This is a genomic window from Escherichia sp. KTE172, assembly GCF_000408845.1.
In the GTDB taxonomy this organism is placed as follows: domain Bacteria; phylum Pseudomonadota; class Gammaproteobacteria; order Enterobacterales; family Enterobacteriaceae; genus Escherichia; species Escherichia coli.
On sequence record NZ_KE137316.1, the window covers coordinates 3,095,692 to 3,110,302 of the forward strand.

The 14,611-nt window shown below is 51.5% G+C and carries 15 protein-coding genes and 2 pseudogenes; 9 read left to right on the forward strand and 8 right to left on the reverse strand.

Going from position 1 to position 14,611, the window contains the following annotated elements:
* Nucleotides 1–59: 59 nt before the first annotated feature.
* Nucleotides 60–2,606 carry a class I adenylate cyclase gene (cyaA, locus tag G434_RS09230; RefSeq protein ID WP_000281696.1) on the forward strand — a complete coding sequence of 849 codons (2,547 nt, stop codon included), beginning with the start codon at nt 60–62 and terminating at the stop codon, nt 2,604–2,606.
* Between the two features lie 39 nt (nt 2,607–2,645).
* Here cyaA and cyaY read toward each other — a convergent pair whose 3' ends face one another.
* Nucleotides 2,646–2,966 (reverse strand): iron donor protein CyaY, encoded by a 321-nt coding sequence (gene cyaY / locus G434_RS09225; RefSeq protein WP_000999947.1) that lies wholly within the window; start codon nt 2,964–2,966, stop codon nt 2,646–2,648.
* A gap of 122 nt (nt 2,967–3,088) precedes the next feature.
* A pseudogene (locus G434_RS27885) lies at nt 3,089–3,243 on the reverse strand (DKNYY family protein); the annotation flags it as partial.
* Between the two features lie 188 nt (nt 3,244–3,431).
* Between G434_RS27885 and lptM the strand changes: the two are divergent.
* The 6 genes from lptM (at nt 3,432) to uvrD (ending at nt 9,055) form a co-directional block, all read left to right on the forward strand.
* A complete protein-coding gene (gene lptM, locus G434_RS09220) occupies nt 3,432–3,635 on the forward strand; it encodes an LPS translocon maturation chaperone LptM (RefSeq protein ID WP_000799889.1) in 204 nt (67 codons plus the stop codon).
* Nucleotides 3,636–3,671: 36 nt separating this feature from the next.
* Nucleotides 3,672–4,496 carry a diaminopimelate epimerase gene (gene dapF / locus G434_RS09215; RefSeq protein WP_001160654.1) on the forward strand — a complete coding sequence of 275 codons (825 nt, stop codon included), beginning with the start codon at nt 3,672–3,674 and terminating at the stop codon, nt 4,494–4,496.
* Nucleotides 4,493–5,200: a DUF484 domain-containing protein gene (locus G434_RS09210; protein ID WP_000812789.1), complete on the forward strand. Its 708-nt coding sequence runs from the start codon at nt 4,493–4,495 to the stop codon at nt 5,198–5,200. The genes dapF and G434_RS09210 overlap by 4 nt, the downstream gene beginning before the upstream one ends.
* Entirely contained in the window at nt 5,197–6,093 is an 897-nt protein-coding gene (gene xerC / locus G434_RS09205; RefSeq protein ID WP_000130691.1) for a tyrosine recombinase XerC, read from the forward strand. Before G434_RS09210 ends, xerC begins: the two co-directional genes overlap by 4 nt.
* Nucleotides 6,093–6,809 carry a 5-amino-6-(5-phospho-D-ribitylamino)uracil phosphatase YigB gene (yigB, locus tag G434_RS09200; protein WP_001213584.1) on the forward strand — a complete coding sequence of 239 codons (717 nt, stop codon included), beginning with the start codon at nt 6,093–6,095 and terminating at the stop codon, nt 6,807–6,809. Before xerC ends, yigB begins: the two co-directional genes overlap by 1 nt.
* 83 nt (nt 6,810–6,892) lie before the next feature.
* Nucleotides 6,893–9,055, forward strand: coding sequence for a DNA helicase II (gene uvrD, locus G434_RS09195; protein ID WP_000383420.1), 2,163 nt, complete (start codon nt 6,893–6,895; stop codon nt 9,053–9,055).
* A gap of 44 nt (nt 9,056–9,099) precedes the next feature.
* Here uvrD and G434_RS0125655 read toward each other — a convergent pair.
* A pseudogene (locus tag G434_RS0125655) lies at nt 9,100–10,002 on the reverse strand (S-adenosyl-l-methionine hydroxide adenosyltransferase family protein).
* 82 nt (nt 10,003–10,084) lie between these two features.
* Nucleotides 10,085–10,849 carry a phosphodiester glycosidase family protein gene (locus G434_RS09190; protein WP_000951197.1) on the reverse strand — a complete coding sequence of 255 codons (765 nt, stop codon included), beginning with the start codon at nt 10,847–10,849 and terminating at the stop codon, nt 10,085–10,087.
* Nucleotides 10,850–11,010: 161 nt separating this feature from the next.
* On the opposite strand from G434_RS09190, the gene ysgD reads away from it, so the two are divergent.
* Entirely contained in the window at nt 11,011–11,067 is a 57-nt protein-coding gene (gene ysgD / locus G434_RS30515; RefSeq protein WP_211180520.1) for a protein YsgD, read from the forward strand.
* 151 nt (nt 11,068–11,218) lie between these two features.
* Entirely contained in the window at nt 11,219–12,169 is a 951-nt protein-coding gene (gene corA / locus G434_RS09185; RefSeq protein WP_000947159.1) for a magnesium/cobalt transporter CorA, read from the forward strand.
* Nucleotides 12,170–12,211: 42 nt separating this feature from the next.
* Here the strand turns inward: corA and G434_RS09180 are convergent, their stop codons facing one another.
* The 4 genes from G434_RS09180 to yigI form a co-directional block, all read right to left on the reverse strand.
* Entirely contained in the window at nt 12,212–12,592 is a 381-nt protein-coding gene (locus tag G434_RS09180) for a DUF2628 domain-containing protein (RefSeq protein WP_000032585.1), read from the reverse strand.
* 13 nt (nt 12,593–12,605) lie between these two features.
* A complete protein-coding gene (yigG, locus tag G434_RS09175) occupies nt 12,606–12,986 on the reverse strand; it encodes a protein YigG (protein ID WP_001309870.1) in 381 nt (126 codons plus the stop codon).
* Nucleotides 12,987–13,080: 94 nt separating this feature from the next.
* Nucleotides 13,081–13,971 (reverse strand): EamA family transporter RarD, encoded by an 891-nt coding sequence (rarD, locus tag G434_RS09170; RefSeq protein ID WP_000339094.1) that lies wholly within the window; start codon nt 13,969–13,971, stop codon nt 13,081–13,083.
* A gap of 51 nt (nt 13,972–14,022) precedes the next feature.
* On the reverse strand, nt 14,023–14,490 hold the full coding sequence (gene yigI, locus G434_RS09165; protein WP_001277142.1) for an acyl-CoA thioesterase YigI: 468 nt from the start codon (nt 14,488–14,490) through the stop codon (nt 14,023–14,025).
* Between the last annotated feature and the right edge of the window lie 121 nt (nt 14,491–14,611).

Genomic DNA, 14,611 nt, shown 5'->3' on the forward strand with positions numbered 1-14,611 from the left:
GTTACCGTTGATGTTGGCGGAATCACAGTCATGACGGGTAGCAAATCAGGCGATACGTCTTGTACCTCTATATTGAGACTCTGAAACAGAGACTGGATGCCATAAATCAATTGCGTGTGGATCGCGCGCTTGCTGCTATGGGGCCTGCATTCCAACAGGTCTACAGTCTACTGCCGACATTGTTGCACTATCACCATCCGCTAATGCCGGGTTACCTTGATGGTAACGTTCCCAAAGGCATTTGCCTTTACACGCCTGATGAAACTCAACGCCACTACCTGAACGAGCTTGAACTGTATCGTGGAATGTCAGTACAGGATCCGCCGAAAGGTGAGCTTCCAATTACTGGTGTATACACCATGGGCAGCACCTCGTCCGTAGGGCAAAGTTGTTCCTCTGACCTGGATATCTGGGTCTGTCATCAATCCTGGCTTGATAGCGAAGAGCGCCAGTTACTACAACGTAAATGCAGCCTGCTGGAAAGCTGGGCCGCCTCGCTGGGCGTGGAAGTTAGCTTCTTCCTGATTGATGAAAATCGCTTCCGTCATAATGAAAGCGGCAGCCTGGGGGGCGAAGATTGTGGCTCCACCCAGCATATACTGCTGCTTGACGAATTTTACCGTACCGCCGTGCGTCTCGCTGGTAAGCGTATTCTGTGGAATATGGTGCCGTGCGACGAAGAAGAGCATTACGACGACTATGTGATGACGCTTTACGCGCAGGGCGTGCTGACGCCAAATGAATGGCTGGATCTCGGTGGTTTAAGCTCACTTTCTGCTGAAGAGTACTTTGGTGCCAGCCTTTGGCAGCTCTACAAGAGTATTGATTCCCCATACAAAGCGGTGCTGAAAACACTGCTGCTGGAAGCCTATTCCTGGGAATACCCGAACCCACGTCTGCTGGCGAAAGATATCAAACAGCGTTTGCACGACGGCGAGATTGTATCGTTTGGCCTCGACCCGTACTGCATGATGCTGGAGCGTGTTACTGAGTACCTGACGGCGATTGAAGATTTCACCCGTCTGGATTTAGTGCGTCGCTGCTTCTATTTAAAAGTGTGCGAAAAACTCAGCCGTGAACGCGCCTGTGTAGGCTGGCGTCGTGAAGTGCTAACCCAGTTAGTGAAAGAGTGGGAATGGGACGATGCGCGTCTGGCAATGCTCGATAACCGCGCTAACTGGAAGATTGATCAGGTGCGTGAGGCGCACAACGAGCTGCTCGATGCAATGATGCAGAGCTACCGTAATCTGATCCGCTTTGCGCGTCGCAATAACCTGAGCGTCTCCGCCAGTCCGCAGGATATCGGCGTGCTGACGCGTAAACTGTACGCCGCGTTTGAAGCATTGCCAGGTAAAGTGACGCTGGTAAACCCGCAGATTTCGCCCGATCTCTCGGAACCGAATCTGACCTTTATTTATGTGCCGCCGGGCCGGGCTAACCGTTCAGGTTGGTATCTGTATAACCGCGCGCCAAATATTGAGTCGATCATCAGCCATCAGCCGCTGGAATATAACCGTTACCTGAATAAACTGGTGGCGTGGGCATGGTTTAACGGCCTGCTGACCTCGCGTACCCGCTTGTATATTAAAGGCAACGGCATTGTCGATTTGCCTAAGTTGCAGGAGATGGTCGCCGATGTGTCACACCATTTCCCGCTGCGCCTGCCTGCACCGACGCCAAAAGCGCTCTACAGCCCGTGTGAAATTCGCCATCTGGCGATTATCGTTAACCTGGAATATGACCCGACAGCTGCGTTCCGCAATCAGGTGGTGCATTTCGATTTCCGTAAGCTGGATGTCTTCAGCTTTGGCGAGAATCAAAATTGCCTGGTAGGTAGCGTGGACCTGCTGTATCGCAACTCGTGGAACGAAGTGCGTACGCTGCACTTCAACGGCGAGCAGTCGATGATCGAAGCCCTGAAAACTATTCTCGGCAAAATGCATCAGGACGCCGCACCGCCAGATAGCGTGGAAGTCTTCTGCTACAGCCAGCATCTGCGCGGATTAATCCGTACTCGCGTGCAGCAACTGGTTTCTGAGTGCATTGAACTGCGTCTTTCCAGCACCCGCCAGGAAACCGGGCGCTTCAAGGCGCTGCGCGTTTCTGGTCAAACCTGGGGCTTATTCTTCGAGCGCCTGAATGTATCGGTACAGAAACTAGAAAATGCCATCGAGTTTTATGGCGCTATTTCGCATAACAAACTGCACGGCCTGTCAGTGCAGGTTGAAACCAATCACGTCAAATTACCGGCGGTGGTGGACGGCTTTGCCAGCGAAGGGATCATCCAGTTCTTCTTCGAAGAAACGCAAGACGAAAATGGCTTTAATATCTACATTCTCGACGAAAGCAACCGGGTTGAGGTGTATCACCACTGCGAAGGCAGCAAAGAGGAGCTGGTGCGTGACGTCAGTCGCTTCTACTCGTCATCGCACGACCGTTTTACCTACGGCTCAAGCTTCATCAACTTCAACCTGCCGCAGTTCTATCAGATTGTGAAGGTTGATGGTCGTGAACAGGTGATTCCGTTCCGCACCAAATCGATTGGCAACATGCCGCCTGCCAATCAGGATCACGACACGCCGCTATTACAGCAGTATTTTTCGTGATGAGCGTGCCGGAAAGCGAGGCTTATCCGGCATGCAATCTTAGCGGAAACTGACTGTTTCACCCGCTTGCTGCGTTGCCGCCTGTTCCAGCAAATCCCAGAAGGTTTCGCCGCTACGATCGCAAATCCACTCATCGCCTTTCAGATCAAAATGGTAGCCGCCCTGTTTGGTTGCCAGCCATACCTGGTGCAGCGGTTCCTGGCGGTTGATAATGATTTTGCTGCCGTTCTCAAAGGTAATGGTTAGTACACCGCCGTTGATTTCACAGTCGATATCGCTGTCGCCATCCCAGTCGTCCAGACGCTCTTCAATGGTCAGCCACAGTTGATCAGCCAGGCGATGAAATTCACTGTCGTTCATTGTTGTATCCTGTTTTTAAGTGATGGCGGCAGTATAGCGGCATGGGGTCAGGGCTTCAAAGTTTGCTCGTCTGCTGCGTTCTGGCATGATTCATCCGTCAACGGAATAATAATGTCTCTATATAGCGAAAGATTGGTCTTTTCATAAGGGCGCAAATACACCACGCCTTTTCCCTGTTTCTGGTAAATATTATGTTCCGCTCATCAAGCCGACATCCCCATGCCGACGATAAAAACAACGAACAAGCCAACAAACAAACCACATTGCGATAGTGCATAAAGCCATCCTGGCGCGAGGTGCCGATCACGAAACTACCAGCAAAACATAAATCGCCACGAGTAAGCGTTATACTCGCAGCATTTCCTCACTTTTCAGACTTCATAAAGAGTCGCTAAACGCTTGCTTTTACGCCTTCTCCTGCGATGATAGAAAGCAGAAAGCGATGAACTTTACAGGCAATCCATAATGAAAAACGTGTTTAAGGCACTCACTGTATTACTTACTCTCTTCAGCCTGACGGGCTGCGGTCTGAAAGGTCCGCTCTATTTCCCGCCTGCAGATAAAAACGCACCGCCGCCGACCAAACCGGTAGAGACGCAAACGCAATCCACGGTGCCGGATAAAAACGACCGCGCCACTGGCGATGGTCCATCCCAGGTGAATTACTAAAAGTCAGTTTCTGTACCCGCGTGATTGGAGTAAATGATGCAGTTCTCGAAAATGCATGGCCTTGGCAACGATTTTATGGTCGTCGACGCGGTAACGCAGAATGTCTTTTTTTCACCGGAGCTGATTCGTCGCCTGGCGGATCGGCACCTGGGGGTAGGGTTTGACCAGCTGCTGGTGGTTGAGCCGCCGTATGATCCTGAACTGGATTTTCACTATCGCATTTTCAATGCTGATGGCAGTGAAGTGGCGCAGTGCGGCAACGGCGCGCGCTGCTTTGCCCGTTTTGTGCGTCTGAAAGGGCTGACCAATAAGCGCGATATCCGCGTCAGCACCGCCAACGGGCGGATGGTTCTGACCGTCACCGATGATGATCTGGTTCGCGTAAACATGGGCGAGCCCAACTTCGAACCTTCCGCTGTGCCGTTTCGCGCTAACAAAGCGGAAAAGACCTATATTATGCGCGCCGCCGAGCAGACAATCTTATGTGGCGTGGTGTCGATGGGAAATCCGCACTGCGTGATTCAGGTCGATGATGTCGATACTGCGGCGGTAGAAACGCTTGGTCCTGTTCTGGAAAGCCATGAGCGTTTTCCGGAGCGCGCCAATATCGGTTTTATGCAAGTGGTTAAGCGCGAGCATATTCGTTTACGCGTTTATGAGCGTGGGGCAGGAGAAACCCAGGCCTGCGGCAGCGGCGCATGTGCGGCGGTGGCGGTAGGGATCCAGCAAGGTTTGCTGGCCGAAGAAGTACGCGTGGAACTCCCCGGCGGTCGTCTTGATATCGCCTGGAAAGGTCCGGGTCACCCGTTATATATGACTGGCCCGGCGGTACATGTCTACGACGGATTTATTCATCTATGAAGCAACCAGGGGAAGAACTGCAGGAAACACTCACGGAGCTTGATGACCGGGCGGTTGTCGATTATCTGATTAAAAATCCTGAGTTTTTTATCCGCAATGCGCGCGCAGTTGAAGCGATACGTGTGCCGCATCCGGTACGCGGCACCGTTTCGTTGGTCGAATGGCACATGGCCCGCGCACGTAATCATATTCATGTTCTGGAAGAGAACATGGCGCTGTTGATGGAACAGGCTATTGCCAACGAAGGCCTGTTTTATCGCTTACTCTACTTGCAGCGTAGTCTCACCGCCGCCAGCAGTCTCGATGATATGCTGATGCGCTTTCACCGCTGGGCGCGCGATCTCGGCCTGGCAGGGGCGAGTTTGCGCCTGTTTCCAGATCGCTGGCGCTTAGGTGCGCCGTCGAACCACATTCATCTGGCATTAAGCCGTCAGTCTTTCGAACCGCTGCGTATTCAGCGTCTGGGGCAGGAACAGCACTATCTGGGGCCGCTTAACGGACCGGAGCTTCTGGTGGTGCTACCGGAAGCGAAAGCGGTGGGATCGGTGGCGATGTCGATGCTGGGAAGCGATGCTGATTTGGGTGTTGTGCTGTTTACCAGTCGCGATGCCAGTCACTATCAACAAGGGCAGGGAACGCAGTTACTTCATGAAATTGCGCTGATGTTGCCGGAGCTTCTGGAGCGTTGGATTGAACGCGTATGACCGATTTACACACCGATGTAGAACGCTACCTACGTTATCTGAGCGTGGAGCGCCAGCTAAGCCCGATAACCCTGCTTAACTACCAGCGTCAGCTTGAGGCGATCATCAATTTTGCCAGCGAAAACGGTCTGCAAAGCTGGCAGCAATGTGATGTGACGATGGTGCGCAATTTCGCTGTACGCAGTCGCCGTAAAGGGCTGGGAGCTGCAAGTCTGGCGTTACGGCTTTCTGCGCTACGTAGCTTTTTTGACTGGCTGGTCAGCCAGAACGAGCTCAAAGCCAACCCGGCGAAAGGTGTTTCGGCACCGAAAGCGCCGCGTCATCTGCCGAAAAACATCGACGTCGATGATATGAATCGGCTGCTGGATATTGATATCAACGATCCCCTCGCCGTGCGCGATCGGGCAATGCTGGAAGTGATGTACGGCGCGGGTCTGCGTCTTTCCGAACTGGTGGGGCTCGATATCAAACACCTCGACCTGGAGTCTGGTGAAGTGTGGGTGATGGGGAAAGGCAGCAAAGAGCGCCGCCTGCCGATTGGTCGCAACGCTGTGGCGTGGATTGAGCACTGGCTTGATTTGCGCGACCTGTTTGGTAGCGAAGACGACGCGCTTTTTCTGTCGAAACTGGGCAAGCGTATCTCCGCGCGTAATGTGCAGAAACGCTTTGCCGAATGGGGCATAAAACAAGGGCTGAATAATCACGTTCACCCGCATAAATTACGTCACTCGTTCGCTACGCATATGCTGGAGTCGAGCGGCGATCTTCGTGGTGTGCAGGAGCTGCTGGGTCATGCCAACCTCTCCACCACGCAAATCTATACTCATCTTGATTTTCAACACCTTGCCTCGGTGTACGATGCGGCGCATCCACGCGCCAAACGGGGGAAATAATGCGTTTTTACCGGCCTTTGGGGCGCATCTCGGCGCTCACCTTTGACCTGGATGATACCCTTTACGATAACCGTCCGGTGATTTTGCGCACCGAGCGAGAGGCGCTTACCTTTGTGCAAAATTATCATCCGGCGCTGCGCAGCTTCCAGAATGAAGATCTGCAACGCCTGCGCCAGGCGGTACGGGAAGCGGAACCCGAGATTTATCACGACGTGACGCGCTGGCGTTTTCGTTCGATTGAACAAGCCATGCTCGACGCCGGGCTGAGTGCCGAAGAAGCCAGTGCAGGCGCACACGCGGCAATGATCAACTTTGCCAAATGGCGCAGCCGAATCGATGTCCCGCAGCAAACCCACGACACCTTAAAACAGCTGGCGAAGAAATGGCCGCTGGTGGCGATCACCAACGGTAACGCCCAGCCGGAACTGTTTGGTTTGGGGGATTATTTTGAGTTTGTGCTGCGCGCTGGCCCGCACGGGCGCTCAAAACCGTTCAGCGATATGTACTTTCTGGCTGCGGAAAAACTCAACGTGCCGATCGGCGAGATCTTACATGTTGGGGACGATCTCACCACTGACGTGGGTGGGGCAATTCGTAGCGGAATGCAGGCTTGTTGGATCAGACCGGAAAATGGCGATCTGATGCAAACCTGGGACAGCCGTTTACTCCCGCATCTGGAAATTTCCCGGTTGGCATCTCTGACCTCGCTGATATAATCAGCAAATCTGTATATATACCCAGCTTTTTGGCGGAGGGCGTTGCGCTTCTCCGCCCAACCTATTTTTACGCGGCGGTGCCAATGGACGTTTCTTACCTGCTCGACAGCCTTAATGACAAACAGCGCGAAGCGGTGGCCGCGCCACGCAGCAACCTTCTGGTGCTGGCGGGCGCGGGCAGTGGTAAGACGCGCGTACTGGTGCATCGTATCGCCTGGCTGATGAGCGTGGAAAACTGCTCGCCATATTCGATTATGGCGGTAACGTTTACCAACAAAGCGGCGGCGGAGATGCGTCATCGTATCGGGCAGCTGATGGGCACCAGCCAGGGCGGCATGTGGGTCGGCACCTTCCACGGGCTGGCGCACCGTCTGCTGCGTGCGCACCATATGGACGCCAATCTGCCGCAGGATTTTCAGATTCTCGACAGCGAGGACCAGCTACGCCTGCTCAAACGCCTAATCAAGGCGATGAACCTCGACGAGAAGCAGTGGCCGCCGCGCCAGGCAATGTGGTACATCAACAGCCAGAAAGATGAAGGCCTGCGTCCACATCATATTCAAAGCTACGGTAATCCGGTGGAGCAGACCTGGCAGAAGGTGTATCAGGCGTATCAGGAAGCGTGTGACCGCGCGGGCCTGGTGGACTTCGCCGAGCTGCTGCTACGTGCTCACGAGTTGTGGCTTAACAAGCCGTATATCCTTCAGCACTATCGCGAACGGTTTACCAATATCCTGGTGGACGAATTCCAGGATACCAACAACATTCAGTATGCGTGGATCCGCCTGCTAGCGGGCGATACCGGCAAAGTGATGATCGTTGGCGATGACGATCAGTCAATCTACGGCTGGCGCGGAGCGCAGGTGGAGAATATTCAGCGTTTCCTCAATGATTTCCCCGGTGCTGAAACTATCCGTCTGGAGCAGAACTACCGCTCTACCAGCAATATTCTGAGCGCCGCGAACGCCCTGATTGAAAACAACAACGGGCGTCTGGGTAAAAAACTGTGGACCGATGGCGCGGACGGTGAGCCGATTTCCCTCTATTGCGCTTTTAACGAACTCGATGAAGCGCGTTTTGTGGTTAACCGTATCAAAACCTGGCAGGACAAAGGCGGGGCGCTTGCCGAGTGCGCCATTCTCTACCGCAGCAACGCCCAGTCGCGTGTGCTGGAAGAAGCACTGTTACAGGCAAGTATGCCGTACCGTATTTACGGCGGGATGCGCTTCTTCGAACGCCAGGAAATCAAAGACGCGCTCTCGTATCTGCGCCTGATTGCCAACCGTAATGACGACGCGGCCTTTGAGCGCGTGGTGAATACACCAACGCGGGGTATTGGTGACCGGACGCTGGACGTGGTACGTCAGACATCGCGCGATCGCCAGTTAACGCTGTGGCAGGCATGTCGTGAACTGTTGCAGGAAAAAGCCCTCGCCGGACGTGCTGCCAGTGCCTTACAGCGGTTTATGGAACTGATCGACGCCTTAGCGCAGGAAACTGCCGATATGCCGCTGCATGTACAGACTGACCGGGTAATTAAAGACTCCGGCCTGCGCACCATGTACGAGCAGGAGAAAGGCGAAAAAGGCCAGACGCGTATCGAAAACTTAGAGGAACTGGTAACGGCGACGCGCCAGTTCAGCTACAACGAAGAAGACGAAGATTTAATGCCGCTGCAGGCATTCCTCTCCCATGCGGCACTGGAAGCGGGCGAGGGGCAGGCGGATACCTGGCAGGATGCGGTGCAGTTGATGACGCTACACTCGGCGAAAGGGCTGGAGTTTCCGCAGGTGTTTATCGTTGGTATGGAAGAAGGCATGTTCCCAAGCCAGATGTCGCTGGATGAAGGCGGACGTCTGGAAGAAGAACGCCGTCTGGCCTACGTTGGCGTAACCCGCGCGATGCAGAAACTGACGCTGACCTACGCGGAAACCCGCCGTCTGTATGGCAAAGAGGTTTACCATCGCCCGTCGCGCTTTATCGGCGAGCTGCCGGAAGAGTGTGTGGAAGAGGTGCGCCTGCGCGCCACGGTAAGCCGCCCGGTCAGCCATCAACGGATGGGTACGCCGATGGTCGAGAACGACAGCGGCTACAAGCTCGGCCAGCGCGTACGCCACGCTAAGTTTGGTGAAGGCACCATCGTCAATATGGAAGGCAGCGGTGAGCATAGCCGTTTGCAGGTGGCATTTCAGGGCCAGGGTATTAAATGGCTGGTGGCGGCTTATGCCCGGTTGGAGACGGTGTGACGTTGCGGGATGCGGTGCGCCACACCGCATCCCGCATCAGCACCTTACTTAGCGCACTTCTTCACATCAATATTCCAGTCAGCACCAGACGTAACCTGATGTTTCTGCGCGAAATTATCCATATTCAGCGCCACGGAAACATTCAACAAGCTGTTCAGATACACCATCGGCTGGCCTTCCGGCACATCGCCGAAGCTTGCGACATACGGCATTTTCCCTGCGTATTTTTGCTGGGAACCTTCGGAAATGGTCACACACAACGTGTCGTTGAGTTTGATTCCTGCCTGATTCAGCAACTCGTCGCTGATATTGCTCCAGACGTTGCCGTACTGAATATCGAGAATCGGGATATTGCCCTTCACTTCACCTTTTGTTGCTTTGGCTTTCTGATAAGAAAGTTCGACAACTTTTGCAGGAAGCTCTGGCCCCACCTGTTCGAACGTAATCGCCCCGGAAGCCAGACGCGCACCGGTGTAGGCATACACATCACGACCGTGGAAGGTATATGACTTTTAAGAACCTTTCAGGCGGTTAGCTTTTTCGTCGATTTCCCGGACGCTATCAATACCCAGAGTTTGTGCCACCAAAGTGAGCGTACCGTTATCTGGTGAAACGAAGTATTGACCGTTTTTGGTTTTCAGCACTACCGATTTACGGTCAGTGCCTACGCCCGGATCGACCACGCTAACAAACACCGAACCTTGCGGCCAGTAACTGGCAGTCTGATACAGACGATAAGCGCCTTCCCAGATGTTATACGGTGGAATTTCGTGTGTTAAATCAAAGATTTTAAGATTATGGTCAACGCCGAATGCGACCCCTTTCATCGCCGAGACGGCACCATCTTTCAGGCTAAAATCAGTTTGTAAAATCAGAGCGTTATCCGCATAGGCGGATGATGATCCCAGACACGTTAATAAAAATAACGTTGCGAGCGTTTTTTTCATTTTTGTTTCCCTTCATTTATCTGATGATTTTCCAGCTGTGTAGCCAGTCCCAGTTTGTCTGGCCTCCTCGAGTGTACAATGCTTAACCTTTCCACTCGACGGAAATCATGGTGACAAAAGGATAGCGTTGCCACGGGATTGCCCCGCCTTTCATATAAATATGTGAAATTGTGCCATCAAGATAAAGCAACTGCTCAACGTTCAGTTTCGCTTTGGCATAACAGGCAAAATCATAAAAATTTGTCGCCTGCTGGCTCAACAAAAACACGGCGTTCCCTTGTTTATTAATCCCAACACCGTTACGAATTTTGCGTGAGGCGACGTTGGGATGAATACGCGGATTAATTACACCGTTTTCCATCAACATTGGCCCTGACTGCACCGCAAACTGAATATCTTTACTGGCTTTAAAGGCATCCAGACGAACGATGCCGACTTTATCTCCCGCGACATAAAACACGCCGCCAGGACGGATAAAAAAATTCCCTTCACCTGAAGCGAGATTTAACGCCACCTTCTGCTGACCGTTTTCGATGTACAAACCGAGCGGCGCATAGCTTTCATCATAGATGCCGCCGTTCATCGCCATCTGCACCTGACCCTGACTATTCATATCCGCCAGCAGAGCATGTAACGTTCCCCACGCTTCGCCATTGGCTTTTTGCCAGTACATTTTCACCCGCTCTGTTTGAGGATTAACGGTATACGCCTGTACGGTCAGCGTCGGATCTGAGAGTGCGCAATCATCAGCGGCAACAGCAAACAAGGGAAGTAAGGTGAGGACGAGAAAAATCCGTTTGAGATTCAAGGTGATCATTCCTTTACCAATGAGTAGCCGATGCGCCATTATAGGTCCTGGATGTGGGATTTTTTTATCCTGTTAGCGACCTTGACGAGTACCAAAAAGCGCGAAGTTCAACTATTGTTCTGTGGTGTTCTGTTGCGTGTTGACGGCAAAATTTTGCTGGCGTAACATGCGCGCACGATCACTCTAAGAGGACATTCGCCTTGGACACACCCAGTAGATACTGGCTCACTATCCTGTCATCCAGGATCAACTCCTAAGGCTATCCCTTTTTGCTGATAGCCTTAGCGGTTGTCAGCGACCTCAATTTTTCCCGTCGCGCTGAGTCAGGCTGTTTAATGGTCTGAAACCCAATTTGTTTCTGTGTGCCCACCGAACTGTCCGATATTTTAAGCATTGGGAGTCCCGGTCATGCTGAGCGCATTTCAACTGGAAAATAACCGACTGACCCGGCTGGAAGTCGAAGAGTCACAACCCCTTGTAAATGCAGTATGGATTGATCTTGTCGAACCGGACGACGACGAGCGACTGCGCGTACAATCTGAACTTGGCCAGAGCCTGGCAACCCGCCCGGAACTGGAAGACATCGAAGCATCGGCACGTTTCTTTGAAGACGATGACGGCCTGCATATTCACTCCTTCTTCTTCTTTGAAGATGCGGAAGATCACGCCGGTAACTCCACTGTGGCATTTACCATCCGTGATGGTCGTCTGTTTACTCTGCGTGAGCGTGAACTGCCTGCATTCCGTCTGTATCGTATGCGTGCCCGTAGCCAGTCAATGGTGGACGGTAACGCCTACGAGCTGCTGCTGGATCTGTTCGAAACCAAAATCGAACAGTTGGCAGATGAAATTGAAAATATCTACAGCGACCTGGAGCAGTTGAGCCGGGTAATTATGGAAGGGCATCAGGGCGATGAGTACGACGAGGCGCTCTCCACGCTGGCGGAACTGGAAGATATCGGCTGGAAAGTTCGCCTGTGTCTGATGGATACCCAGCGCGCGCTCAACTTCCTGGTACGCAAGGCGCGTTTACCGGGTGGTCAACTGGAGCAGGCGCGTGAAATCCTGCGAGATATCGAATCCCTGCTGCCGCATAACGAATCTCTGTTCCAGAAGGTGAACTTCCTGATGCAGGCGGCGATGGGCTTTATCAATATCGAGCAGAACCGCATCATCAAAATCTTCTCGGTGGTATCCGTCGTGTTCCTGCCGCCAACACTGGTTGCTTCCAGCTACGGGATGAACTTTGAGTTTATGCCGGAACTGAAGTGGAGTTTCGGCTACCCTGGCGCGATTATCTTTATGATCCTCGCGGGCCTGGCACCGTATTTGTACTTTAAGCGGAAGAACTGGTTGTAAAAAACGAGAGCGGTGGCTTAGCCTGGCTAAGCCACCTGTTATTCAAAGGCTCCAGGTATTTAACCCTTTTACCTCTTTCTCATAAAACCATTTGTTCGTGTTAACAGCAACATAGGCTGCTACGGCAATTCCCAGAATGTTAACGCCAATTAGTGCACCAACAAATAGAGATAGAATGCCAAGTAATAGAACTATAATTGCTTTTTTCCATAATCCCAGAACAAATAAATAGATCCAGGAACAGAAGAAAGCAATGAAATTCATTTTAATAGTTAATCGTTGTCTTACTTTTAATGTTTTAAATGCTGCTTTATATTCTGGTGTTGCCCCCCAGAATCCAGGAAAGCCATGTTGATCATAAAAGTTAAATCGGTATTTCCATTTTTCACTTAATGAACCATCGTTCATATACTCCTTACTCATAAATACTCCATAACTATTGTTTTGATGAATCAGTAGGTGCAAGCATTAGCATACTGAAAGTGGAAAAATAACAAATCAAAAAAATCATCGAACCATTGCCTGAACAATCAAAATGTTCGGCTATCATTGTGATGATAGAGATGATATATACTGCTAATGTACCAAAAACATAAGTTTTTATATATATGAAACCACTATCACGGAGTCGTTGGCAATTTATGTTGATGACGAGATAATGGAGTGCGATGGTAGAGACAATAACAAGAAAACCTGCGTCCCCATCGTTAAAAAAGATAATAAGAAAGGCAAAAATGAAATTTATTAAAATAAATGAAAATATATAACGACGTCTGGAAATCTTACCGTTAGATGTTGGGATAAATATACGCAACATAAATTTTACATCCTTGTGTGAGTCTCCTGTCAGCATGGCAATATGCCCACTCTCATGCAAGAGTCGGCATATTTTTTCAGAATATATTTATTTTTTATTTGGACGTTCTACGCTGCGTATAAATCGCATCCATCACAAAAATTGCCAGCGCCACCCAAATAAAGGCGAAGGTCACCATCTTATCGGCACCCGGTTTTTCGCCATAAAACGTCACAGCCAGCAGGAACATCAGCGTCGGGCCAATGTACTGAAAAAAGCCTAACGTTGAGAGACGCAGGCGTGTCGCAGCCGCAGTAAAACACAACAGCGGTACGGTAGTGACAATACCGGCGGCGATCAGCAGTAAATTCAGCGACATCGGGTTTTGCCCCATATGGCTGGTTGCGCTGTCGGCAATAGCAAACAGGTAAATCGCCGCCACGGGCAGCAACCACATAGTTTCGATTAACATGCCGGTTTGCGCTTCAACAGCAATCTTCTTGCGTACCAGGCCGTAGAAGGCAAAACTAAACGCCAGCCCCAGCGCGATAATCGGCAGTGAACCAAAAGTCCACAACTGAACCAACACGCCACATATCGCCAGAATCACCGCCAGCCATTGCATCCGGCGGAATCGCTCGCCGAGGAAAATCATCCCCAGCACAATGTTCACCAGCGGGTTAATAAAGTAACCAAGGCTCGCTTCCAGCATATGGTGATTGTTCACCGCCCAGATAAACAGTAGCCAGTTGCCACCAATCAGCACGGCAGAGACTGCCAGCATAAAAATTTTCTGTGGCGTCTGAATCAGCGTTTTTAAATAGGACCACTGGCGGCAAATGCTCATCAGCACCACCATAAAGAAAAACGACCAGATCACGCGATGCGTCAGGATCTCATCGGCGGGCACGTAGTAAATCAGCTTGAAGTACGCTGGCGCAATACCCCAAATAAAATAAGCGGCAAGAGCGAGTAATACGCCCTGCCGCGTTTGTTTTGCATCCATCGGGAATACTCATTTTTAATTGGTAACAGCAGTTTACCTGCTTTTACGTTATCAACCTACCATATAGGTGGCTGTAGCACTGGCAATATAAAGCTGTTCTTCATTGTGTAATTCAACGCGGGCGACGGCGACTTTATTGCCTGCACGTAACAGGCTACTGGTAGCAGTAAAACGCTCGCCTCTGCCTGGGCGCAGATAATCGACGCGAAGATCAATGGTCCCCATCCGCGATAGCCGCTGGCGTAGTTCATCTTCACTGATGGTTTCGTGGCGGGTTAAGGTACTTCCCACGCACACCAGACCTGCGGCGACATCCAGCGCCGACGCAATGACCCCGCCGTGCAAAATGCTTTGCGCCCAGTTACCCACCATCATTGGCTGATTTTTAAAGGCCAGCTGTGCGAACTCTTTTTCGTAACGCTCCAGTTCCATCCCCAATGCGCGGTTAAATGGCATGTGATAAACAAACATCTCACCCACTAATTTCAGGGCTTGTTCAGCGGTCAGTACGGCAGACATATCATCCTTACACTTCATTAGTTAATGAAATGTTGATTTTATGCTTCTTTGTTGTTGGTTTCTACTTTAGGAAGGGATAACTAACGGCTATGGAGTTAAGTATGTAAAATAGCCCGCAGAA